A 23,153-nucleotide genomic window follows, 5' to 3' on the forward strand; every position below is an offset into this window, starting at 1 on the left:
GTATTGAGTTGTCGGTGAGCGCCGCAGCGACGGTTGATGCAGCGAGGAGCCAACAGGTGAGTGACGAAGAGGGTCCGTCCGTCGAGAAGACGAACAGCGAGGACTCGTCCCTCCCGGAACAGGAACTCGAGTCGGTCGAGGAACCTCAGGCGGTCGAAGAGACCGAGTCGGTCGAGGAAACCCAGTCGGTCGAGGAACCCCAGTCGGTCGAGGAACCCGAGGCCCCTGAGGACACTGAGGCTGTTGTCGAGGCTGAATCAGTAGAACCTGAACCAGCCGAAGCACCAAGGCCTGTCGACGAAGAAGCAAGCGATTCCACGGAAGCGACAGTCGACGAATCGGCAAACGAGGTCACCACCGTCATCCCTGTCGTCCCAGCGGAGGACGCACCGCCGTCGGAAGTAGTCGACGAGGTTCCGGCGACAGAAGCCATCGACGAGCAGACAGAGCAGTTCGAGCCCCCGGCAGTGGTGGTTCCCCCGAAGCCGCCGCGTCCCGAGTTCGTGCAGCAGTACGACACCCAGCAACTCGAACCCATCCAGCAGCAGTACGAGCCTGTTGTCCGAGAACCAGAGGTAGTTGCACCCCCGGCGCCGCAACAACCGGTGGTGCCCGCTTCGCAGTCTTCCCGCAAGTGGGTCAAACCGGCGATAGCAGTCGGCGCCATCTTTGCCGTCGCAGCGATTGCCTACGGAGTGGACATCTTCACCTCGTCCGGGAAGACACCACGCGGCACTCAGGTCGCCGGGGTGGACATCGGTGATCTCACGCCCGCCGACGCGGAAGCCACGCTGCGCGCCCAACTCGGCCCGAGGCTCGTCGAACCGGTAGCGGTACATGCAGGCGGCGTCGACTCCGAGATCGTTCCCGCGTCTGCGGGTGTGGACGTCGACTGGTCGGCGACGCTGTCGGGCGTGAACGCTCAGCCCATCAACCCGATCACCCGCATCACGTCGTTCTTCGGCTCCCGCGAGGTGCCCGTGGTGTCGGCAATCGACCAGGGTGCGTTGGATGCGTCGATGGCGCAGCTCGCGGCGAACAGCGATCGTGCGCCCGTCGAAGGTGCAGTCGTGTTCGAGAACGGGAAGGCGACTGGTGTTTCGCCCGCTGCCGGTCAGGCGCTCGAAACGCAGCAGGCGGGTTCGACCTTCGCCGCTGAATGGTCCGATGGTGGCGTCGTCGATCTTCCGGTCGACGAGGTTCCGGTGACGGTCACTCAGGCCGGTGTCGATCGTGCGCTGCAGGAGATCGCTATTCCAGCTGTCTCGGGTGACGTCGTGGTCAACGGCCGTGACGGCAAGGTCGCGACACTCGGCGTCGATCAGATCGGCGAGGTTCTGACCTTCACACCCGACGGCTCGGGTGGGCTGACTCCGCAGTACAACACGGATGCTGCGATCAAGATTCTGACTCCGCAGTTGGCGTCGACGGAAGTACAACCCAAGGACGCGTCGTTCACCTTCGCCGGTGGCAAACCGTCGGTTGTGCCCGGTGTCGTCGGTGATCTGATCAACTGGCCGGACACGGTCAAGGAACTTCCGGTTCTGTTGGGCAGCACGGCTTCTCGGGCAACGCCCGCCGTTTACGGACCGGTCCCGCCGGCGTTGACCACCGAAGCCGCGGAGGCCCTCGGCATCAACGAGGTGATCGGCGAATTCACTACCGGTGGTTTCGAATACGCGTCTGGTGTGAACATCGGCCTGGCCGCGTCGGAGATCGACGGGGCCGTGATCAAGCCCGGTGACACGTTCTCGCTCAACGAGTACACGGGCCCGCGCGGTGCGGCGCAGGGATACATCGAGTCGGGGATCATCAACAACGGTCGCCCGGACAAGGCTGTCGGCGGCGGTATCAGCCAGCTCGCGACGACGCTCTACAACGCGACGTATTTCGCAGGTATGGAGGACGTCGCGCACACCGAGCACAGTTACTACATCTCGCGGTACCCCGAGGCTCGTGAGGCGACCATCTTCGATGGTGCGATCGACCTGCAGTTCCGTAATCCGGCGAAGACCGGCGTGATGATCGAGACGATTGCGACGTCGTCGAACATCACCGTTCGGATCTGGGGAACCAAAACTGTCGATGTCACGTCGACGACCGGCCCGCGGACGTCGCCGACGTCGCCGAACACCGTGACCTTGCCGGAGGGGCCTGGCTGTGTGGCTTCGAGCGGTGCGCCCGGGTTCACGGTCAGCGACACTCGCGTGATCACCGACCACGCGAGTGGCGCCGAGATTTCCTCGAACACCCGGACCGTCAAGTACGACCCGGTGCCGATCGTGAAGTGCGAGTAGGGAACTACTTGCCGACGAGTGGGGCGAGGGTGCGGCCCGCGAGGTCGACGATGCCTGGCTCTTCGCCGTTCGTGATCAGGTTGATCACGACGCCGTCGATGCCGTGGTCGAGGATGCGCGTCTGGACCTGCTCGGCTACGTCGTCCGGGCTGCCGACGAAATGGCGTTCGGTGGCCTTGGCGACCACGTCTTCCGGCGCGGTGGTGATGTCGAGGCCACGCTCCGCGAGAAATGTTCGCTGATGCGCGCGAGCCTTGTCGCCGTCCTCGTCGATCATCATGAACGTCAGGAAGCTGGTTTCGAGGGTTGCGGGATCGCGACCGGCTTCGTCGCAGCGTGCCGCAAGTGCTTCCATCTTGCGGGGCAGTTCCGACGGGTCGCAGATGATGTTGAGGTGATCCGCGAAGCGAGCGGCGAGGCCGAACGTTTTCTTCTCACCGCCACCGCCGAGCAGGATCGGTAGGTCGTCGCGGACGCGAGGCTCGTTGATGGCGTCCTCGACGTGGTACCACTTGCCGTCGAAGGTGGGGCGATCACCGCGGAGCATCGGCGCGATGATCTGCAGGGCTTCGTCGAGTTTCTGGAAGCGCTCGGTGAAAGTGCCGAACTCGTATCCGAACGAATTGTGTTCGAGTTCGAACCAGCCGGCGCCGATGCCCAGGATGGCCCGACCGCCGCTCACCACGTCGAGGGTGGTGACGGTCTTGGCGAGCATGGGCGGATTGCGGTAGGTGTTTCCCGTGACCAGTGCAGACAACTGGATGGTCTCGGTGGCCGTCGCCAGCGCGGAGAGCGCGGAGTAGGCCTCGAGCATCGGGGCGTCCGGCGCTCCGATTCCGGGGAGTTGGTAGAAGTGATCCATCACGAATGCAGTGTCGAAGCCTGCGGCTTCGGCTTCGCGGGCCTGCGCTATGACGGTGGGGAAGAGGTCCTTGACCGGACCGCCGTAGCTGAAGTTGGGCATCTGGTATCCGAGGCGAGTGCTCACCGTTTCGACGTTACTCGCGATCGGTTGACCTGGCACGATTTTACCAACTCTATGGATTCCGTTGTGCTGGGCAGACTTCCGGAATTCAGAGAAGTTCTTCGGCCGCTTCGCGTCGCTTGGCGCGCTGCTGGTGAAGTTTGACGATTGCGATTGCGACGCCACCGCCGATGATGGCGCCTACCAGCGCGCCGACCCAGGTTGACGATTCTTCGTACGAATCGAATTCGAGACGGGCCATGATTCCGACAGCGGCCACGAGGTAGAGCGCGATGCTGATCACCACGCGAGGACGGCCGTAGGTGGACAACACGTACACATCGACGTCGCGACGCTTCGCATAGATGATCGTGATCAACGAGCCGAACAACGCAACGATCAGCAGCGCGAGCGAGATCCACGCCCCTGTTCGGCCGGCGACCCAGGGCAGAATCGCCGAGCTGACGAATATTGCCCAGAAGACACTCTGGAGTCCCACCGCCGAGGCTTCGTTCCAGACGTCGCGCTGACGCTCGTCCTTGTAGAAGTCGTCGTCCAGATCGCCGACGAACCGCATTGCCTTCATCATGGTGCTCATGCCGTCTCCTCTGGAATTTCTGTGGTGAGTTCCGATTCGGGTAGGGGAAAGAGCGCTTCGACGGTGGTCCCCAGTGCCAGTGCCAGGCGTAGTGCCAGGTAGACACTCGGTGCATAGTCGCCGCGTTCGACGGAGACGATGCTCTGTCTGCTCACCTGACCTGCCGTGGCCAGTTGCGCCTGGGTGAGGCCGGCGAGGCGTCGGTGCTCCCGCACGTTGTTGTCGCCGGCCTTTCCAGTCATGCAAAAAGTAAAGAATACTTGTCACTAGATGTCAAGTTTGCTTGTCATATGAGAGGCTGAAGAGCATGCGCGAACGATTTCTCGAGATCGCCCTGGCCAATCCGGTGGTCGCAACGATCGTGGATCGGGCACCGAAGCTGGGATTGCCGGAGTGGTACCTGACGGCGGGTGGGCTCTTCCAAACCGTCTGGAATCACATCGACGGCCGTGACCTCGGCGCCGGAATCAAGGACTACGACCTCTTCTACTTCGACGCCGGCGATCTGAGCTACGACGCGGAGGACCGTGTGATTCGTTCGGCGGCAGAACTGTTCGCCGATGTCGATGCCGATGTCGAAGTACGCAACGAAGCCCGCGTGCACCTGTGGTACGAGCAACATTTCGGGATTCCCGGCGTTCCGTTCACCAGTTGCCGCGACGCTATCGACCACTTCGCTTCCACAACTTGCTGTTTCGGGATCACCAAGGGATCAGACGGCACCGTCGACGTGTATGCCCCGCATGGCTACGACGACCTTTTCGACATGATCGTCCGCCCCAACCCGGTACTGGCGCCGAGAGAGGTGTACGAGGCCAAGGCGGCACGGTGGCGCAGGGAATGGCCCGCGCTGACCGTGGAGCCTTGGCCGGAGAACCTGACCTAGACTTCGATCGGCGGATGCAGCCTGTCCATGGTCCATTGCCGATTTCGGCGTGAGAGGCGTGTCTTCCCTGGTCGCAGTGCGTCCGCCACGGCCACGAACTGTGGCCGATCCGTGTCGACCCTGCTGTCTCGTCCGTCCGTGCATGGAGACAACCGGCCGGATTCAACGCATCCAGCTGTAGTTCTGGTAGTTGAACCCCCGCAAGACCTTGCGCCTTTCGGAATCGTCTGCGCTAATTTCACGAACTTTCAGTGTGCTGCGACGTTCATCCATGATTGTCTGGGTCCCCTCATGGTGAAAATCTCTTCCGATATTTGGTGGATTGTTTCTAATACTTTACGTCTAATTCTTTAGTGCTAATAAGGTTTCTCCAATGTGAATAGCAATCATCACTAACAAATGAACATTCTACGGTGAAAGTGTGGTTTGTCTATGTGGCTTTTCGTGCAACGTGCGATATATCGGAATATTTTCTGCTCGACGACTGTCGTGGCTTTTCAAACTTCTCGACTATTTGGATTGTCGGTTTAAACGCTTTGCATTCGATGCTCGAAATTTCATTGAGAAAAATATCGAGGTTGGACGAAAAATTTCTAGAACCTGTTCCCGGATGGACGAAATGTGAGTACAGTGACTCACGTCACCAGAGCTTCGGGTCCTGTTCAATGCGAGCTCTCACCAGGGCATTCCCTTTTAGGGAAAGCTGTAGCCCTGCGAGCAGGGCCATAAATGCGAAGTTGGCGATAGCCCCGAAGATAGCAGGTCGGTTGGTGATAAGAGATGGTCAGAACAGATCGGGTTGGAGCGTTAAGGACTCCGCGCTCTCGCCTATGAATTGAACGCCTGGGGTCTATCAATTCAACCGAAGGAAGAACTCGTGAAGTTGACTGCCAAGAATTCCGTCAGAGGTGTCCTGCTCGGTACCGCAGCCGGTGCGATGGTGCTCGCCGGAACCGGTATTGCATCCGCTGCCACCGTCGGCGCTGCTGGCTCCGCCGTAACTCTTTCCGCATCCTCTGCGTATCAGGTATGTGGCAATTTCTACGTCGGCCCGGACGCCCACGTGGCGGGCGTGCCTTCTGGTGCCAAAGCGGTAGTGGGCGCCCAGGTCACTGGCAAGCTATACAGCTCATCCTCCAGCACGACTCCGATCACGACCTTCACCGCCACAACGAATGCCGCGGGTGGATGGTGCATGCAGGGTGACTCGGCGATGGCTAGCACCGTGACGAGCGGTGGTGAGGTCAGGATGTCCACCGACACTCCGACCGTGTTGGACGGCACAACAACTCGCACAGGGCAGTGGTCGGGCGGCGGGGCGGACGCCGTCATCGATGCAGGGGAGTTCCTCCTCCATGGCAATGCGTTCATCTTTTCGGATAGGGCCTCGAAGGTGAACTTCTACTACCAGTAAGTCGATCGGCTGCAAGGTTGATCGTAAGAACCTGGACGGGTTGGAGTGCGGGTCTCCGTGCTCCAACCCGTTCGCCGTATGACGCCGTGTTGCGAGTTCGGGTGTGTGTTTCGGCAATTGTGACAATGGGCGCGGGTGTCGCCAGGGAGATGGCGAATGCTGCTTCGGCTGTGACGAATGCAGGCCTGTCTCTGCGGCTTTGTCTCGCAGCCTGCTCGATGTAATTCGGTCGTCCGGCACGGATTGGACGGCATCGGTATCGTCTCGAAGTCATGGCTTATGGGCAATCGCCGTAAGGTTGGCTCGCAATCAATTCTTGTGCCACTGAATAGTGTTCGTGAAGCCGTGATCGGGAAGTTGGCTGCGCGACCTGAATCCGTGATTCGGGTGGCTTTCTGATCCTGCAAGCGGTTCCATCTCGCTTTCGGTGCAAAATTTCTAGTCCTAAAGATTTAATGAACCGAACTATAGTACTAGGACTTTAGTGCTAACTAAATGAATTCCATCTATGGCAAGAAAAATTCCTAGAACGAGTTCCTAATTTGCAAATTTTGGGTACAGTTGTCGGCACCACGAGGAGTTGCGGGCTTCCCCAAAACCTCGCTTGGCAACCACTGTTGTGCCGGATAAACCGACCTGGCCCCGCGCCACAGTCAGAGCAATTACCTACTGGAAACGGAGTAACAAATGTTAGGTCAGTTCATGGCCCTCCTGCGGGCATTTATCCCGTCCTTTGCAACATCGTTAGGCGACGGGCTTGATGGATTGAACGCCATCTCGCTCGACATGTCCGCGAGTGGAGGAGAGGGCTGATGGGATCCGTGCAGCAAGGTACCGCGTCGCTGGGGCAGACCGTAGAACAGATGCTTCCGATGTTATTTACATATCTGATGGATATCCCGCTCCAACTGTCATTCGGTTACCCCCGGTGACCCTGTTCAATCTGAGGAGAAACTAGATGTCGCTCAACGCAATGAGCACGGACCTGGCTGAACTTGCAACCATGACGTTCTACGCCCTTAGGTTTCCGCTTCAACAATTCCTTGTCGGACTCTCGTAAAGAAGGGTGAACTCATGTCGTCTGATTTCTGGACCGGAAGTGTCAAGAACACGCTAGCGTTTTACGGGCTGACGTTGGTCGGGTTGTGGACCGCATCAATGGAAGGCGGCGGGTGGGCAAGCCTCGATCGATGAGCGCGAAATAGAATATTCGACGTGAGCTGATCGGCAGCTCCGACGATATCTGAGATAGCCGAATGCAGACCCTGTCGTAAAGGTTCCTGGCAGGGTCTGCATCACGTGCGAGGCAGCTTCAAAACATGATCGTCCGCCCCTCCCGGTGCTGGCGCCGCGAGAGGTTTACGAGGCCAAGGCAGCACGGTGGCGCAGGGAATGGCCTGCGCTGACCGTGGAGCCTTGGCCGGAGACCCTGACCTAGACTTCGATCGGCGGATGCAGCCTGTCCATGGTCCATTGCCGATTTCGGCGTGCAGCAAGTGAACTGGCCCCGAGTGAGGCGACGAGAAGGCCGCCGAGGACGGCGATCGAGACCCACAGCCTCGAGTCGATGCCGCCGACGGTGAGTTGTCGAAGCCCGTTCACCGCGTAGGTCATGGGGTCGAACGGGTGGATGATCTGGAACGGTTTCGCGGTGGTTTCCACGGGATAGATGCCGCCGGCCGAAACCAGTTGCAGCATCAGGAACGCCAGGGTGATCACGCGTCCGACGGAGACTCCGAAGATGGCGTTGAACGCCTGGATCAACGCCATATACGTGGCAGTGATGAGCATCAGGAATCCGACGGTGCCGAGGGCGTGCGTGGGGTGCAGGCCAACGGCGAAGTGCACGACCAGGTACATCACGATCACCTGGCAGATGCCGATGAGCAAGGCCGGCCAGTACGAGGCGAGGACCACTCGCAGCGCGCCGAGTCCGTTTGCGATAGGCCGGTTCTGGAGCGGCTTGAGCAGCATCCAGGTGATGATGCCGCCCACGAACAGTGCGAGGGGCAGGAAGAACGGAGCAAAACCGGTACCGAAGGTGCTTGCCCGGTTCTCGTAGGTCTCCTGCAGCTCGACCGGACTGGAGAGGGTTTGAGCGGTTGCTGTTCGCTGCTGATCGGTCCAACTGGGAACCTGGCCGGCGCCCTCGGTGAGTTTGGTTGCGAGTTCGGCAGACCCGGCACGGAGTTGCTCGGTTCCGTCGGCGAGTTTGGCTGCACCGTCGGAGAGTTGGACGCTGCCGTCGGTGAGTTGAACCAGTCCACTGCTGAGGGTTTGAGCGCCGTCGTTGACTTGCTGACCGCCGTCACGCAGCTGTACCAGGCCGTTGCGGAGTTCACCGCCGCCGTTGGCCGCGGCGCTGAGCCCGGCGCGGAAGGTGCTCGAGGGATCGTCGAGTTGGTAAGCGAGTTGTTGTGCGCCGCTCTTGAGTTCGCCCAGTTGACCCATGGTCGCTTCGCCGAAGCCCTGAGTGCGCAGCATGTCCTGGGCAGGCGCGAGGGCGTTGGCGATCTGTTGGCTGACGGGATCCGGGTTCAGTCGAAGGCTGGCCACTGCCTGACCGACCAGCTGTGCGACGTCTGCTTGTGTGTTCCCGAGTACGCTCAGCTGGTCGACGACCTGGGTGACGCCACCACTGAGTTGGCTTGCGCCGTCGCCCAGTTGGACGGCCCCGAGATCGAGCTGCCCCAAACCGTCGGTCAGTGCGAGGACACCGTCCGTGGCGGTATTGATACCGGTCGAGAGTTGCGCTGTACCGCCGGCAAGAGTGGCTGCGCCGTCACGTGCGGTAACCATGTTGTCGGCCAGCGTTTTCGAGCCCGACGCCAATTCGCCGGCTCCGGCGTTGGCAGTGTTCACTCCGGCCGAGAGCTGGAGTGCTCCGTCGGCGGCCTGCTTCAAACCTGCACCCGCGTCGGTCAATCCGACCAGGACCGTCTCGACGGACTGCGCGCCGATCTTGTCGCTGACTTGACTGAGGACCTGCTGGGCGGCGTTTTGGCCGATGATGGTGCCGAGGTAGTTGTTGACGTCGTTGAAGGTGAACTGCAACTGAGCTTTGTGGGGGTCCTTGGTCGTCGGGGAGGCCACGGCCTCGCTGAAATTCTCAGGCAAGGTGAGAGAGAAGTAGTACGTGCCGTCCGAGACTCCCTGAGCGGCTTCCTGCTGTGAGACCAGGTGGAGATCGAGCTCACCGGAATCGAGCAGCGCTTGGCTTACCTCGTCGCCCGCGTTGAGTTCCTGACCCTGCACCATCGCACCGCGGTCTGTGTTGACCAGCGCGACGGGGACCTTGTTGACCTCACCGAACGGATTCCAGAAGGCCCACAGGTACATCGCGCCGTACAGCAGTGGCATCAAGATGATGGTGACGAGTGCGATCCTGGGCATCGCGCCGCGGGAGAACCGCTTGAGTTCGGTTCCGAGAGACATTCCAGCGAGCATCGCGGTTACCTCGCCCCTTCTTGGTCGGGATTGGTGACTTCTTGGAGCAGGGTGACGGCATCGATGGGTGATCCGTCGGGCAGCGGGTTGACGGTCGACGCGATGATGGTCTGGTAGCTCCCCATCTCGACCAGTCGCTCGACGAGATATGCGCGCTCGGAGTCACGCCGCACCTGTTCGAGATCGTCGACGACCAGCAAGGCCGGCTTCTTCGTGTTCGCGACGGCGATACGCAGCAGGGTCGCCTCGAGTTCCCCGAGATCGCTGACGTATCGGCCGAGCGCAGGCAACGGATGATCGCCGAAGACGGGAGCGCACACCGCTTCGAGTTCGCGGTCTCCGGCGCGTCCGACGAGTTTGTACCAGGGAGCATCCCAGCGAATTTGTTCGGTGATCAGATCGCGGACGGTGACGGACTCGGCAAGCTCGTCGATGTCCTCGAACCCGGCGATCCCGGCGATCTCGAAGATCTCTCGGGGACGCGTTCGACCGAAGACGGACAGTGATCCGGAACTGGCTTTCATTCGCCCGCTGAGTGTCAGAAGTAAGGACGTACGTCCTGAACCGGCCGAGCCTTCGAGGATGGTCACACCGCCCGCACGAATCTCGAGATTGACGGGTCCGAACACCGGCCCCCATGGGCCGTCGAGCGCCAAGTCCGTGGCGGTCAATGCCAGGTCAGGGGCGTAATCGGGTTGTGCGTGCTCTGGTGCGACCACGATGATCACCTGTCTGTTGATCTACTCGGCCTTCGAAAGAACCGAGTGCTGGTTCAGTGGACGTTCGTGCTCACCCAATCACATCGGTAGCGGGCGAGCTGTCCCATGAATGGGATGTGTCGGACACGTCCGGCAACTTGGAGACCGAACGGTATGTATTCTGTTGGAAACGGAACGGGGGAGTCGAGGTGCCGGTTCGTAGACGCGGGATGTGCGCGGTGCTGGTCATGGCCACCCTGTCGGTTGTCTCCTGTGCCGGTGAGCGCGAGTCGCCCCCGTTCGTGTCGAGCGAAAGGCTTTTCGAGTTCACCGGTCGCAATGTCGGACCCTTGACGGTGCCGCCCTTGCCCTCCGATCGGCACGAGTCCGAAGCAGCGCCATACGGAGCCATCACCCTGTCCGGTGGGTGGAGCGGCGCAGCCAATGTCTCGCTGCCTGGATCCGTCACGTGTTTCGAGCACAACTGGGCGGATTCGCTGCCCGCCGGTCACCGTCAGTGGGCCTACGAGGTGCACACGAGTTCCTTCTACGAGTACGACGGCGGCGGCGAATATCCGGGACGTGATTTCCAGTTGCAGGTCTACGTGAACGAGAAACCCGAACCAGGTCAGCACGGGTCCGCGATCATGAAGTTCTCGGATCAGAGCGGACAGTTCGTGTCCTTCGGCGGTGGCGACGACAAGTCCGTCGAAATAGTCAGTTCTCCGGACCGCAGGCGCGTGGCGCTTTCCCTGGCGGGTACGGCGGCACGACCGGGCGAGCAACCGACGACGTCGGTACTGTCCGCGCAGATCAGTTGCCCGACCATCGAGCGCAGATGACACCAGTCACCACCGAGTGCCGACAACCGAAAATGCCGGCCCCGAAACGTTCTCGGGACCGGCACTTTTCATGAATCAGGAACGAATCAGAATGCTGCTTCGTCGATCTCCATGATGTCGTTCTCGGTGTTCGCGATGATCTCGCGTGAAGCGGTGAGCTCGGGCAGGACGTTCTTGGCGAAGAAGGACGCGATGGCGACCTTGCCCTCGTAGAAGCCCTTGTCCTTGTCGGAAGCGCCGTTGTCGAGTGCTGCGAGAGCAATCTCGGACTGGCGGAGCAGCTGCCAGCCGATGAGCAGGTCGCCGACGGACATCAGGAAGCGGACGGAGCCGAGGCCGACCTTGTACAGCTCGGTGGGCTGCTCCTGAGCTCCCATGAGGAAGCCGGTGAGCGTGGCAGCCATGGCCTGGACGTCTTCGAGTGCGGTGGCGAGCAGTGCGCGCTCCGCCTTCAGACGACCGTTGCCGGCTTCGCTGTCGATGAAGGTCTTGATCTGTCCCGCAACGTGAGCGAGCGCGACGCCGCGGTCACGAGCGATCTTGCGGAAGAAGAAGTCCTGAGCCTGGATGGCCGTCGTGCCTTCGTACAGCGAGTCGATCTTGGAGTCGCGGATGTACTGCTCGATCGGGTAGTCCTGCAGGAAGCCGGAGCCACCGAGGGTCTGCAGGCTGTCCGTCAGGTACTGGTACGCACGCTCGGAGCCGACGCCCTTGACGATCGGGAGCAGCAGGTCGTTGACGCGGAACGCGGTGTCCTTGTCTGCGCCCGAGACGAGCTGGGCGACAACCTCGTCCTGGTGTGCTGCGGTGTAGAGGTACACCGCGCGCAGGCCCTCGGCGTATGCCTTCTGCATTGCCAGGCTGCGACGCACGTCGGGGTGGTGCGTGATGGTCACGCGCGGTGCTGCCTTGTTGGTCATCTGGGTCAGGTCTGCGCCCTGAACACGCTGCTTGGCGTAGTCGAGAGCGTTGAGGTAACCGGTCGAGAGGGTGGCGATTGCCTTGGTGCCGACCATCATTCGAGCGTGCTCGATGACGTCGAACATCTGGGCGATGCCGTTGTGGACCTCGCCGACCAGCCAGCCCTGTGCGGGGATGCCGTGGCCGCCGAAGGTGACCTCACACGTGGCGGAGACCTTCAGGCCCATCTTGTGCTCGACGTTGGTGACGAAGACACCGTTACGCTCGCCGAACTCTTCGGTCTCGAAGTTGAAGTGCGTCTTCGGGACGAAGAACAGGCTCAGGCCCTTGGTGCCCGGTCCGGCGCCTTCGGGGCGAGCGAGAACGAGGTGGAAGATGTTCTCGAACAGGTCGTCCGAGTCGGCCGAGGTGATGAAGCGCTTGACGCCCTCGATGTGCCAGGAGCCGTCGTCCTGCTTGATCGCCTTGGTGCGTCCGGCACCGACGTCGGAGCCGGCGTCGGGCTCGGTGAGGACCATCGTGGCGCCCCATCCGCGTTCGACGATGGTGGCTGCCCACTTCTTCTGCTCTTCGGTGCCGTTGTTGAACAGCACGTCCGCGAAGGCGGGTCCGGCCTGGTACATGTGCGCTGCAGGCTGTGCGCCCAGGATCAGCTCACCGATGGCCCACACGACGGAGCGGGGAACCGGCACGCCGCCGACCTCCTCGCTCAATCCCATGCGGTACCACTCGGCATCCCACAGAGCCTTGAACGACTTCTTGAAGGATTCCGGAAGTGCAACGGTGTGCGTCTCGGGATCGAAGACAGGGGGGTTGCGGTCCGCATCGGCGAAAGATTCGCCAAGCGGTCCCTCGGCCAGGCGTGCGACCTCTGCCAGCATGTTGCGGACAGTGTCGGCATCCAGGTCGCCCCAAGCGCCTTCGCTCAGTGGCTTCTCCAGTCCGAGAACCTCGAAGAGGTTGAACTCCAGGTCCCGAACGTTGCTCTTGTAATGGCCCATGTCTTCTGCTTCTCCCAGTGAGGTGGTGCGGTCCAGCACTCCTAGTACCGCCCGAAGTTTATTACTCGTCGGTAACTTAATACATGTTACTAGCCGTTCTTTGCATTGCCAACACCGGATTTGCGTCCGATGACAAGCGCGTCGACCGCGATTCCCGTTTCGGTGTGCCTGTGGGGATTTCCGGCGATCTCGAACTCGAGCTTTCCGCGGAACTCCTGCATCAATTCTTCTGGTGTGTAAAGGATTTCGGGATCTTGTGGCCCGCCGACGCCGTAGTCGATGTTGCTTCGGTCGTGACCCAAAATCATGAGGATTCCGTCAGGTTTCAGAGAATTTATGGCACGGTTCACAACCAGGGTGCGTTGTGGTGCGGGCAGATGAAGGTAAAGAAGCAGGGCCAAGTCGTATCCCTGCTCGTTCCTCGAGGCGTAATCCGCGACGGTGACGTCGCCGTATCGGTAGTCGAGCCGGTCGAGAACCGATCGGGGTGAGCGGGCCGCGATCGTGCGGGCTTTCTCGATCGCGACGGCCGAGTAGTCGATGCCGGTGACCTCCCAACCGCGAGTCGCGAGCCACAACGCGTTACGACCCTCGCCGCACGCCAGGTCCAGTGCCTGGCCGTGGGGGAGGGCCGTCGCGTATTCCACCAGCAATTCGTTGGGAGGAGCGCCCCAGACGAGCTCGGTTTCTTCGTACTTCTTGTCCCAGGCCGCCGCATCCATAGATGACGACGGTAGTGCCACTCAGTGGTTACGCACTCCGTCCATCGGGTTCTTGCGTAGAGCGGCGCGCGTCGGGAGCGCGATGGAGACAAATCCCAGAACAGCGGTCACCGCGACGATGGAACCGTAAATCGCCGGTGAAATCGCCGGGATCGGCTGCCCGGACACCGCTACGGCAATGCCCATCAGAGGCGGCAGGGCGATCAGTGATCCGACCACGACGGCGATTCCCACCACCATCAACGACTCGATGCGCATCATTGCTCGGACCTGCCTCGTCCGCGAGCCCACCAGTTGAAGGAGCGCGAACTCGCGGGAACGCTCGGCAGTGGCGGCGACCAGGGTGTTCACGACTGCGACTGCGAGATAGCCGAGCAGGACGAGGACGGCGAGGATGCTGACCCACGACTGCATACGACGCTGATCTTCGCCCGCGGCCCCGAACTGGTCCTGGTTCATCGCGGCGATCGAGGGGAACGAGCGCAACGACTGCTGGACTTCGGCCGACCGTCCGGGTTCGGCAGCAACCAGAACGGTGTCGATCAGAGCGTCGGTGGAGTGCTGACGCAAAGTCTCGATCGGCATGGTCACGTCCCCGAATCCGAGGCCGCGACCATATTTTGCGACGACCATGGGATGTACCAGTGTTCCGTCACCCAGATAGAGGTCGACGCGCTGGCCTACCTTGGCTCCGAGGGTGAAGGCGCCGTCTTCGCTCACGGCAACGGTATCGCCGGTCAGAGCGCTGAGGTCGCCCTCGGTCACCGCGAGATCGAGGGTCGCGTCGGCGCTGGCGGCGTCGATGCCCTGGGCCGCGATCGCGCTGTCGGCTGAGCCGCCTTCCTCTCCGCTGGGTACCGGGAGGACTTGACTGCGGACCACCGGGTTTGCCGCACTCACTCCGGGCACCGATGCGATCGACTCGAGGAGCGAGGGAGCGATACCGGCTGGTGCGCCGACGATCAGGTCGGCGGTGACGCCCTTGATCGACTGGTTGGTCGCCTCGGCGGCGACGGTGCTCTGGCTGAAGAACTGCACCGAGCCCAGTGCGATTGCGAGAGCCAACGGAACAACCGCCGACGAGAGCCGTCTCGAATTGGATTCGGCGTTGGCGGCAGCGAGAACTTTGGACGCCGACCCACTGCGGCGCAGCGGACCGCCGATCACCTTGATGATGCCGCGCACCAACAAGGGGCCGAGCAGCGCGACCGAGAAGATCAACAACAGTGCGCTCGAACCGGCTCCAGCGGCCGCCACGCTGCCGGGCAGGAAAGCAGGGAGGACGCAGGCGCTGAGGCCGGCGGCGCCGAAGATCAGCCCGGTGACGATGCGTCCGCGGCTCAGTTTCGCCGGGCCGCTTTCGGATTCGCGAAGCGCTTCGACGGGGTCGAGCTTCGCCGGTCGTCGTGCCGCGATCGCCGCTGCCGCGCGGGCAGTGAGTACGCAGATCAGGAAAGCTGCGATCGCCGGAAGCGGGCTGTAGGCCAGCGCGAAATCGGTGGGCATGACCCCGGCGTCGGCGAACTGTGCGCCAAGCACTCGGGCGAGCAGGTATCCGGGCACCGCGCCGAGAGCTGCCGCCGCAGCAGCAACGAGCAGCACTTCACGTCCGATCATGACGTGCACTTGCCGCGTGGTGGCTCCGATTGCCCGCAGCAGAGCGAACTCTCGGCGTCTGGCGTTGATCGAGAGCGACAGCGTGCTGGAAACGACGAACATACTGACCATCAACGCGAGACCGGCAAACGACGCGCAGAGCACGATCAACTGCGTCCGCGCAGCACCGGCGTCGAGGAATTCGATGCCTCCGCGTGCGGTGCCGGTCGAGACCTCCGCACCGGATCCGGCGAGTGCGTCGCGAGCGAGAGCGGCGGCGTTGACGCCTTCGGGAGCGATCAATCCGACTGCGGTGACCGAGTTCTGGTGCGGCCACAACCGTTCGGCCTCTGCGTCGTCGAGGAAGACGAGTGCCGGACGGTCGGGTGACGGCGCCGAAGCCGAATCAGCTGTGCCGACGACGGTGTACTCGTCGGCTATCGCGCCGTGAGCCAGCGTGATTCGCTCGCCGAGCGCGGCGCCCGTGGTCGAGACCACCTCGTCGCGGCTCTGCGGAGCGCGCCCCTCGATGAGCGAGTACGGCGCCAATTGTGCTGTTTCCCAAGGATGTGCGTCGAGTACGACGCCCTCGGCGGTGCTGACGGGGACGGAGATGTCGGGAACCACGGTGACATCGAGTGCGTCGAGCTTGCGGACCGTATCGCCGGCGAGGAGAACTCGCTCGGCAAAGGGCTGATCGGCGTCTTCCTTGACCTCGAGCGCCTGTGGTGCACTCACGACGGCGTCGGCACCGGCGTAGAGATGTGGTGAGACACCGCCTCGCACTCCCGATTCCAGCAGCACACCCAGACCGCAGGTGAGGAGCGCTGCGCAGAATACGGAGACGAACACGGCGACGAAACCGGAGCGATGCGCTTTCAGGTGCGCAAAGGTGTGCGCTTTCATCATCACCAGTCCCCGAGGTGTGTCATGCGCTCGGCGATCTGCTGCGGGGTCGGGCGGTCGATGTGCCCGACAAGTTTCCCGTCGGCGAGGAACAGCACACGATCGGCGTACGACGCGGCCACCGGGTCGTGCGTGACCATGACGATGGTCTGATCGAACTCGGCAGCCGTCCGGCGCAACAACTCCAGAACCTGCTTGGCGCTGCGGGAGTCGAGGGCGCCGGTCGGTTCGTCGGCAAAGAGTGCGTCGGGGTGAGTGACGAGGGCGCGCGCGATTGCGACGCGTTGCTGCTGACCGCCGGACAGTTCGGAGGGTTTGCGCTTTCGGTGTGATCCGAGTCCGACGGATTCCAGGACGAAGGTCAGGTACTGCTTGTCGGCTCGTCGCCCGGCGAGGAGTAGGGGGAGCGTGACGTTCTGCTCGACGTCGAGAGCGCCGAGCAGGTTGTAGGCCTGGAAGACGAAACCGATGTGATCGCGACGGAAGATGCTGCGGGCCTTCGGCTTCAGTTGTGAAATTTCGGTGTCGCCCAGCCACACCGATCCGCTGCTCGGTCGGTCGAGGCCCGCGGCGCAGTGCAGGAAAGTGCTCTTACCTGATCCGGACGGGCCCATCACTGCGGTGAAGGTGCTGCGCGGCAGAGTGAGGCTGACGTTGTCGAGGGCGGTCACGGCGCCGCGGCCGTTGCCGTAGACCTTGCTGACCCCTTCGAGTCGCACGGCAGATGTTCGAGCTCCCGTGGCACCAGGAGCCGGCGGGGCGAGGACCGAGTGTCGATTCTTCATGGGAAGAACGCTATGGAGATTCGCCATTCGTCGACATCCAGCAGAGTCCCGAATCAATGGTGTAGCCAGCTGTAGTGGATCGTGCGGTGTGGTGCGGCATGCTGGGGCAGTGAAGAAGAGAACCAGGGCTGCGGTGTACGTGCTCGTCGAGGGCGCGGCAGCTGTGGTTTCCCTGTTCTTTCTGATGGTCGGTCTCATTCTGTTGTCGCTCTCGATTCTGATCGTCGGCTGGTTGCTGTTGCCGTCGTACGTGCGAGTGCTCCGGTGGTGGGCCGGCCTGGCTCGCAAACGCACCGCTGCGTACACCGGACGCCCTGTTCTGCAGCGATACCCACCGATGCCCAGCAATCCGACATTCGGGGACTGGAGCCGGTTCCTCACCGATCAGTCGACGAGGCGCGACGCGGCCTGGTTGTCGATTCATGGTCTGGGTGCTTTCGTCGCGGCGATGCTGACCATTGCTCTGCCACTCGGTGCGCTCAATGCGATTGCAGTCCCGCTGTACTGGCAGCAGATGCCCGCCGGTGAACCCGTCAACAATCCGTACCCCGTGACGTCGTGGCTGGGCGCTGCCGGAATGCCGTTGATCGGCATCCTGTACTTCCTGATCGCGTGGTGGTTGATCCCCGCGATGGCGAAATGGATCAGCTGGTCGACCACGACTTTGCTTGCGCCGGATACGCGTTCGGACCTCTCGAAGCGCGTCACCGCCCTGACGGCCAGCCGCGCTGCGGCGCTCGACGCGCATTCGGCCGAACTCAAGCGCATCGAGCGGGATCTGCACGACGGAGCGCAAAACCGTCTGGTCGCGGTGGTGATGATGTTGGGGATGGCCGAGCGGTCGTTGCAGAACAATCCGGACCAGGCTCTGCCACAACTGCATCGGGCCCAAGATGCGGCCACCGAGGCGTTGAGCGAACTCCGGACGTTGGTGCACGACATCTACCCGCCGATCCTCGACGAGTTGGGTCTGGAGGGCGCGATCTCGGCGCTCGCCGGGCGCTCCGCCGTGCCCTGCGTACTCGAGATCGACGAGCTCCGCCGTGCCCCGGCTGCCGTCGAGGCTGCTGCGTACTTCGTCGTCGCCGAGGCCTTGACCAACGTCGCAAAACACAGCGGAGCCCGCAGGGTCACCGTCACGGCACGGACGGAGACGTCGGACGACTCGTCGGGTGAGACGATGCTCATCGACGTGATCGACGACGGTCACGGCGGCGCGAACGAACGCCCGGGCGGCGGCGTGGCGGGTATTCGACGCCGGGTCGAGGCTTTCGAAGGAACCGCAGTATTGGAGAGCCCGGAGGGTGGACCGACAACTATGAGGGTGGAACTACCGTGCGGATTCTGATTGCCGAGGACGACGCTCTCCTGCGAGAGGGGCTGGCACTGCTGCTCCGCGGAGAGGGCTTCGAGGTGTCTGCTGTCTCCGACGCCGCGCAGTTCCTCACGGTGTTCGAGGAGACCGCCCCCGACGCCGCGGTGCTCGACGTCCGGATGCCTCCTACTTTCACCAACGAGGGACTTCGAGCGGCGATCGAGGTGCGCAGGCTTCGCCCGGGCTTTCCCGTCCTGGTCCTTTCCGCGTACGTCGAGGATCGCTACGCCGGTGAATTGTTGGCAGGAGGCGCCGGCGGGGTCGGGTACCTGCTCAAGGAACGAGTCGGGAAGGTAGCCGAGTTCGTCGACGCATTGAACCGGGTCGTCGACGGTGGAACGGTGATGGATCCCGAGGTCGTATCCCAACTGATGAGCCGTCGACGCGCCGACGATCCGATCAGATCGCTGACGCCACGCGAGTCCGAGGTTCTCGGACTGATGGCGGAGGGGTTGGGAAATCAGGAAATCGCCAGGAAACTGGTCGTCAGCGACACCGCTGTGAGCAAGCACATAGGAAATATCTTCGCAAAACTCGGCCTGTCGGCTTCCGAAAGCGGGCATCGTCGTGTTTTGGCAGTTCTAGCTCATTTGCGCGCCTGATCGTGGATCTGGACTACATACCTGACCGAAGCGTAATGTGAGCCAGCCTCATGTTGTTGCCGTGATCGAACGGTGACCTGAGAGGCAGGGGCTTATGTCCTGTACGTAACGTGTGATGTCGAATGCGCGTCATCACCAGAAACCAACGAGGAGATCGATCAATGGGTAAGCCGATTGCCAGTGTGGCCGGAGGTCGGCAGTCCGTCCTTCTCGGGCTCGGCGTTCACCGCCCGGAGCGAGTCGTGACCAACGACGAGATCTGCGAGCTGATCGATTCCACCGACGAGTGGATCCAGACGCGATCGGGTATCAAGTCGCGCCGGTTCTCCGGCGAAGGTGAAGGCATCCTCGCGATGTCGATCAGCGCTGCCCGTAAAGCACTGGACGTCAGCGGCATTGCACCCGAGCAGATCGGTGCCGTGATCATCGCGACGTCGACGTGGGACCTGCAGACTCCCCAGGCTGCGTCCATCGTCGCCCACGAACTCGGCATCAAGGGTCCGGCTGCTTTCGACGTCGCGGCAGGCTGCGCCGGTTTCTGTACCGCTCTTGCAGTGGCCAGCGACCTCGTTCGCGGTGGCACGGTTGATCACGTACTCGTCGTCGGCGTCGAGTTGATGAGCGAGGCCACCGAGCCCACCGATCGCAGCGTGCGCTTCATCTTCGGTGACGGCGCAGGCGCAGTCGTCGTCGGCCCGAGCGATACCGTCGGAATCGGCCCGGTCGAGTGGGGTTCGGACGGCAGCCAGTCCGACGCCATCGTTCAGGAGCCGAGCTGGCTCGACTACACCAAGAACCCGACCGGACCTCGTCCGTGGATCAAGATGGCCGGTACCGCCGTGTTCCGCTGGGCTGCCTTCGAGATGGGCAAGGTCGCCACTCGCACCCTGGAGAAGTCGGGGCTGGGCATCGAGGACATCGACGCTTTTGTGCCGCACCAGGCAAACCAGCGCATCAACGAGGTCATCGCTCGCAGCATGAAGCTGCCCGAGGGCTTCCCCGTCTCCAACGACATCGCCGAGACGGGCAACACGTCCGCGGCCTCGATCCCGCTCGCCATGGAGCAGATGCTGCGCGACGGCCAGTGCAAGCCGGGCGACAAGGCATTGCTTCTCGCCTTCGGTGCGGGTCTGTCCTTCGCCGGTCAGGTTGTCGTCATGCCGCCGTTGGCTGGAGCAGAATCCGCCTGATTGTTCCTTACGGAAGGGCGCCTCGAACCCACGGTTCGGGGCGCCCTTCCGTTTCCGTCCGGATCGTCGAACGTCTGCGATGTGGCACTCTGGCGAGATGGTCGAGAACGTGGGGGAGTCCGAACGGGAGTCCGAACGTAATGGTGTGACGGGCGGCAGCTTGGCGAAGATGGGCGGGCAAGTGGCGCTCGCCAGCACGGTCAGTCGGATCACCGGCTTCGTCCGCACCCTTGCCCTTGCCGCGGTCCTGGGCATCGCCCTCGTCAGTGATGCGTACAACGCGGCCAACAGCTTCCCGAACATGGTCTATCAGCTCCTCCTCGGCGGGATTCTCGCCAGCGTCCTGCTTCCGTATCTGACGCGGCAACGGAGCCGTGGGCGGACGCTCGAACGAGAGCAGACGCAGCGCGTTCTCACCGTCGGAGCGCTGGCTCTTGCGCTCGTGACGGTAGTGGCCGTGGTGTGCGCGCCGCCTCTGGTCTCGGCCGTGATCGATGATCCGGCTCAACGAGAGCTCACGACGCTCTTCGCCTACTTGCTTCTTCCGGAGATCTTCTTCTACGGCGTCACGGCGATGATGACGGCTGTGCTCAGCGTTCGATCGGTGTTCGGCGCGCCGGCCTGGGCGCCGGTGATCAACAACGTCGTCCTTCTGGTGACGGTCGCGGTCTTCCTGTGTATCCCGGGGCCGGTGGCTCTGACTCCCGAGTCGATGACCACCGCGCAGGTTCTGGTGATCGGTATCGGCACTCTGCTCGGGATCGTGGCGCAAACCGCCGTCGTTGCTCGAGCGCTGCACCGCAACGGGTTTCGGTGGCGCCTTCGCGTGCGCGTCGTACCGCACACCTGGCGACCGGTGCGCGTCGGGGCGCCGTTGCTCGGCTGGGTACTTGTGTACGTCGTTGCCGGCCAGATCGGTGTGTGGGTGACGATGAAGGTCACTCTCTCCCGTCACGTCTACTCGATGTACACGCACGCGGATCTGCTGTTTCAAGTGGCGTACGGCATTCTCGGTGTGTCGTTGTTGACGGTGCTGATGCCGCGGATCGCCAGGTCGGTTGCTGCGGGTGACGACGTCGGCGTCGTATCCGATCTCGGCCGGGGAGCCCGGTATTCTGTGGTGGCGCTGATCCCGGTGACTGTGGCGCTCATGGTGTTCGGTCCCTCGTTGACCACCTTGATCTTCTTCGGCCGGGTCGACGGCAGCAGTGCCCGGTTGATCGGGACGGCCGTTGCGGTCAGTGCATTCGGGCTGGTGCCCTTTGCGATGGTCATGCTTCAGCTGCGAGTGTTCTACGCCGACAACAACACCCGAACTCCCGCGGTGATCGCCCTGGTGATGGTGGTCGCCAAGACTGTGCTCGTCCTTCTTGCGTCACTGTTGGCGAGTGACGAAAGGCTGGTCCTGGCCGTCTGTGCCGCCGGCTCGTTCTCCTACGTGTGTGGAGCGGTGCTCGGCCACATCCTTCTTCGAAAGCGATACGGGCTGTTGGGATTCCGTCGCGTGCAGGCCACCGTCGGAAGGATTTCGGCGGCGGCAATTCTGGCAGGTGGTTGTGCGCTCGCTTTGGTGGTGGCGGTTCAGAACCGAGTTCCCGAGCCCAGGCTTGCTGCTGTTATTTCATTGTCGGCGGGTGCGGCCGTTGGTGCCGTCGTCCTGTTGGGTGCATGCAAGGTCGTCGGTGTTCCCGAGATTCGCCGGGCGCGAACCCTACTGCTGTCCTGAGGACAAGAGAGGTACCAGCAGTTCGTCCGGAGTGAGGGCGCCGTGCTGTCCACGGAGGCCGGACAGTCCCGATTCGACAGATCGACGTACGACGGCCACGTCCCCGGACGCAATGGCGATGACATCACCGATCCGGCCGTGATACTCGGAATGCACTGCAGGCCCGAACAATCCTGCGACTATGCCCTCGGACCTCGTCCCGATCCACATGCGGTCACCCAGTTCGGCGCGCCAGCGGTCCGCAACATCTTGTGCAGCGCCTTCTCGGGTGTGGATGTGACGACATCTAGGTTCACCGGCAAGAGCGAGTACATCTTTGGACAGAATTGGAGTGTTGTCGAAGTCGATCTTGTTCTCGTCCGACACGTCGACCATTCCGTGGTCTGCCGTCACCAGCAATCTCACGTCCGGGCCGAGAGCCGCGGCGAGTTGCTCGACCAGTCGATCGACCAGCATCAGTTGGAAGATCCACGGCTCGGACTCGGGTCCGTAGACGTGGCCGAGTGCATCGATCTCGCTGATGTAGCAGTACGTGAACGTGCGGTCGGCAGATTTCGACGCCGCCACGGTGCGAGCGAGGAGGTCTCCGTATGCCTGGATTCCGGCGAACTGGGCACCGCGCATCCCGGCACGGGTGAGGCCGCTGCCGTCGAACTTCGACGGTACGACGGTTGTAACGGTGATGCCGGCTGCGGCGGCGCGATCAAACGTCGTGGCTTGCGGCTGCAGGGTTTCCGGGACGATGGAGTCGGTCTGAGATTCCTTCTTGCCCGCGCTGTGCCAACCCAGCCAGTTGAACACCGAATCGGCTTCTTCGACGTAGGACTGGTAGCCGGTGATGCCGTGCGCTCCCGAAGGCAGACCGGTCCCCAGTGAGACGATGCTGGTGGCCGTCGTCGTGGGGAAGCCTGCCCGGATGGGCGTTCCGATCAGTGAATTCAGGAATGGTGCATGTTCGGCGTTGCGGGCGAGCAAGTTCGCGCCCATCCCGTCTACCAGCAGAATTACGGTCTTCTTGCTGGGCTGTAGATCGAGACGGTTCGCTTCGCCGCTCACTCCGAGAGAAGCGAGTACCGACGGCGCAAGCGTCGACAGAGTCGGCTGCGAGTACACATCGAGGAGAGGGGCGGGGGCGGGCATCCCATGAGATTAGGCGTTGGACGCAGAAAACTGCATACCTTCT

18 protein-coding genes are annotated in these 23,153 nt (G+C 62.4%); 8 read left to right on the plus strand and 10 right to left on the minus strand.

Annotated elements, in window-relative coordinates:
* Positions 1-56 precede the first annotated feature (56 nt).
* Positions 57-2,297 (plus strand): VanW family protein, encoded by a 2,241-nt coding sequence (locus GN300_RS16415; RefSeq protein ID WP_063314947.1) that lies wholly within the window; start codon positions 57-59, stop codon positions 2,295-2,297.
* Positions 2,298-2,301: 4 nt separating this feature from the next.
* Here GN300_RS16415 and GN300_RS16420 read toward each other — a convergent pair whose 3' ends face one another.
* The 3 genes from GN300_RS16420 to GN300_RS16430 all read right to left on the minus strand — a co-directional run bounded on the left by GN300_RS16420 (position 2,302) and on the right by GN300_RS16430 (position 4,101).
* A complete protein-coding gene (locus tag GN300_RS16420; protein WP_172403486.1) occupies positions 2,302-3,285 on the minus strand; it encodes an LLM class F420-dependent oxidoreductase in 984 nt (327 codons plus the stop codon).
* 85 nt (positions 3,286-3,370) lie between these two features.
* A complete protein-coding gene (locus GN300_RS16425; protein ID WP_050655513.1) occupies positions 3,371-3,859 on the minus strand; it encodes a hypothetical protein in 489 nt (162 codons plus the stop codon).
* Positions 3,856-4,101, minus strand: a complete 246-nt coding sequence (locus tag GN300_RS16430) for a helix-turn-helix transcriptional regulator (protein ID WP_007734566.1) — start codon at positions 4,099-4,101, stop codon at positions 3,856-3,858. Before GN300_RS16430 ends, GN300_RS16425 begins: the two co-directional genes overlap by 4 nt.
* Positions 4,102-4,166: 65 nt before the next feature.
* On the opposite strand from GN300_RS16430, the gene GN300_RS16435 reads away from it, so the two are divergent.
* Positions 4,167-4,745, plus strand: coding sequence for a nucleotidyltransferase family protein (locus GN300_RS16435; protein ID WP_063314946.1), 579 nt, complete (start codon positions 4,167-4,169; stop codon positions 4,743-4,745).
* A gap of 877 nt (positions 4,746-5,622) precedes the next feature.
* Positions 5,623-6,159 carry a hypothetical protein gene (locus GN300_RS16440; protein ID WP_054781872.1) on the plus strand — a complete coding sequence of 179 codons (537 nt, stop codon included), beginning with the start codon at positions 5,623-5,625 and terminating at the stop codon, positions 6,157-6,159.
* Positions 6,160-7,593: 1,434 nt separating this feature from the next.
* On the opposite strand, the gene GN300_RS16445 is transcribed toward GN300_RS16440, so the two are convergent.
* Together GN300_RS16445 and GN300_RS16450 are read right to left on the minus strand one after the other, a co-directional pair.
* The gene (locus GN300_RS16445) at positions 7,594-9,606 is read right to left on the minus strand and encodes a YhgE/Pip domain-containing protein (protein ID WP_058039138.1); all 2,013 of its coding nucleotides are present in this window, start codon (positions 9,604-9,606) and stop codon (positions 7,594-7,596) included.
* A 5-nt stretch (positions 9,607-9,611) separates the two neighbouring features.
* Positions 9,612-10,334, minus strand: a complete 723-nt coding sequence (locus GN300_RS16450; RefSeq protein ID WP_054826521.1) for an ATP-binding cassette domain-containing protein — start codon at positions 10,332-10,334, stop codon at positions 9,612-9,614.
* Between the two features lie 179 nt (positions 10,335-10,513).
* On the opposite strand from GN300_RS16450, the gene GN300_RS16455 reads away from it, so the two are divergent.
* Complete coding sequence (locus GN300_RS16455; protein ID WP_223304492.1) at positions 10,514-11,146, plus strand: hypothetical protein; 633 nt, start codon at positions 10,514-10,516, stop codon at positions 11,144-11,146.
* An 86-nt stretch (positions 11,147-11,232) separates the two neighbouring features.
* On the opposite strand, the gene GN300_RS16460 is transcribed toward GN300_RS16455, so the two are convergent.
* The 4 genes from GN300_RS16460 to GN300_RS16475 all read right to left on the minus strand — a co-directional run bounded on the left by GN300_RS16460 (position 11,233) and on the right by GN300_RS16475 (position 17,077).
* A complete protein-coding gene (locus GN300_RS16460; protein WP_007734578.1) occupies positions 11,233-13,068 on the minus strand; it encodes an acyl-CoA dehydrogenase in 1,836 nt (611 codons plus the stop codon).
* An 89-nt stretch (positions 13,069-13,157) separates the two neighbouring features.
* Positions 13,158-13,790 carry a bifunctional 2-polyprenyl-6-hydroxyphenol methylase/3-demethylubiquinol 3-O-methyltransferase UbiG gene (locus tag GN300_RS16465; RefSeq protein ID WP_063314945.1) on the minus strand — a complete coding sequence of 211 codons (633 nt, stop codon included), beginning with the start codon at positions 13,788-13,790 and terminating at the stop codon, positions 13,158-13,160.
* Between the two features lie 21 nt (positions 13,791-13,811).
* Positions 13,812-16,295: an FtsX-like permease family protein gene (locus GN300_RS16470; RefSeq protein ID WP_063314944.1), complete on the minus strand. Its 2,484-nt coding sequence runs from the start codon at positions 16,293-16,295 to the stop codon at positions 13,812-13,814.
* A complete protein-coding gene (locus tag GN300_RS16475) occupies positions 16,295-17,077 on the minus strand; it encodes an ABC transporter ATP-binding protein (protein WP_051649487.1) in 783 nt (260 codons plus the stop codon). Before GN300_RS16475 ends, GN300_RS16470 begins: the two co-directional genes overlap by 1 nt.
* 109 nt (positions 17,078-17,186) lie before the next feature.
* Between GN300_RS16475 and GN300_RS16480 the strand changes: the two genes are divergently transcribed.
* The 4 genes from GN300_RS16480 (at position 17,187) to murJ (ending at position 21,970) form a co-directional block, all read left to right on the plus strand.
* The gene (locus GN300_RS16480) at positions 17,187-18,425 is read left to right on the plus strand and encodes a sensor histidine kinase (RefSeq protein ID WP_223304493.1); all 1,239 of its coding nucleotides are present in this window, start codon (positions 17,187-17,189) and stop codon (positions 18,423-18,425) included.
* Positions 18,413-19,054 (plus strand): response regulator transcription factor, encoded by a 642-nt coding sequence (locus tag GN300_RS16485; RefSeq protein ID WP_063314943.1) that lies wholly within the window; start codon positions 18,413-18,415, stop codon positions 19,052-19,054. The genes GN300_RS16480 and GN300_RS16485 overlap by 13 nt, the downstream gene beginning before the upstream one ends.
* A 161-nt stretch (positions 19,055-19,215) precedes the next feature.
* Complete coding sequence (locus GN300_RS16490; protein ID WP_003945837.1) at positions 19,216-20,244, plus strand: beta-ketoacyl-ACP synthase III; 1,029 nt, start codon at positions 19,216-19,218, stop codon at positions 20,242-20,244.
* Between the two features lie 97 nt (positions 20,245-20,341).
* Positions 20,342-21,970 (plus strand): murein biosynthesis integral membrane protein MurJ, encoded by a 1,629-nt coding sequence (murJ, locus tag GN300_RS16495; protein WP_233405657.1) that lies wholly within the window; start codon positions 20,342-20,344, stop codon positions 21,968-21,970.
* On the opposite strand, the gene GN300_RS16500 is transcribed toward murJ, so the two are convergent.
* On the minus strand, positions 21,956-23,110 hold the full coding sequence (locus tag GN300_RS16500) for an alkaline phosphatase family protein (RefSeq protein WP_042452555.1): 1,155 nt from the start codon (positions 23,108-23,110) through the stop codon (positions 21,956-21,958). The two genes, murJ and GN300_RS16500, sit on opposite strands and share 15 nt — an antisense overlap.
* Between the last annotated feature and the right edge of the window lie 43 nt (positions 23,111-23,153).

This window comes from Rhodococcus sp. Ni2 (assembly GCF_021352185.1).
In the GTDB taxonomy this organism is placed as follows: domain Bacteria; phylum Actinomycetota; class Actinomycetes; order Mycobacteriales; family Mycobacteriaceae; genus Rhodococcus_F; species Rhodococcus_F qingshengii.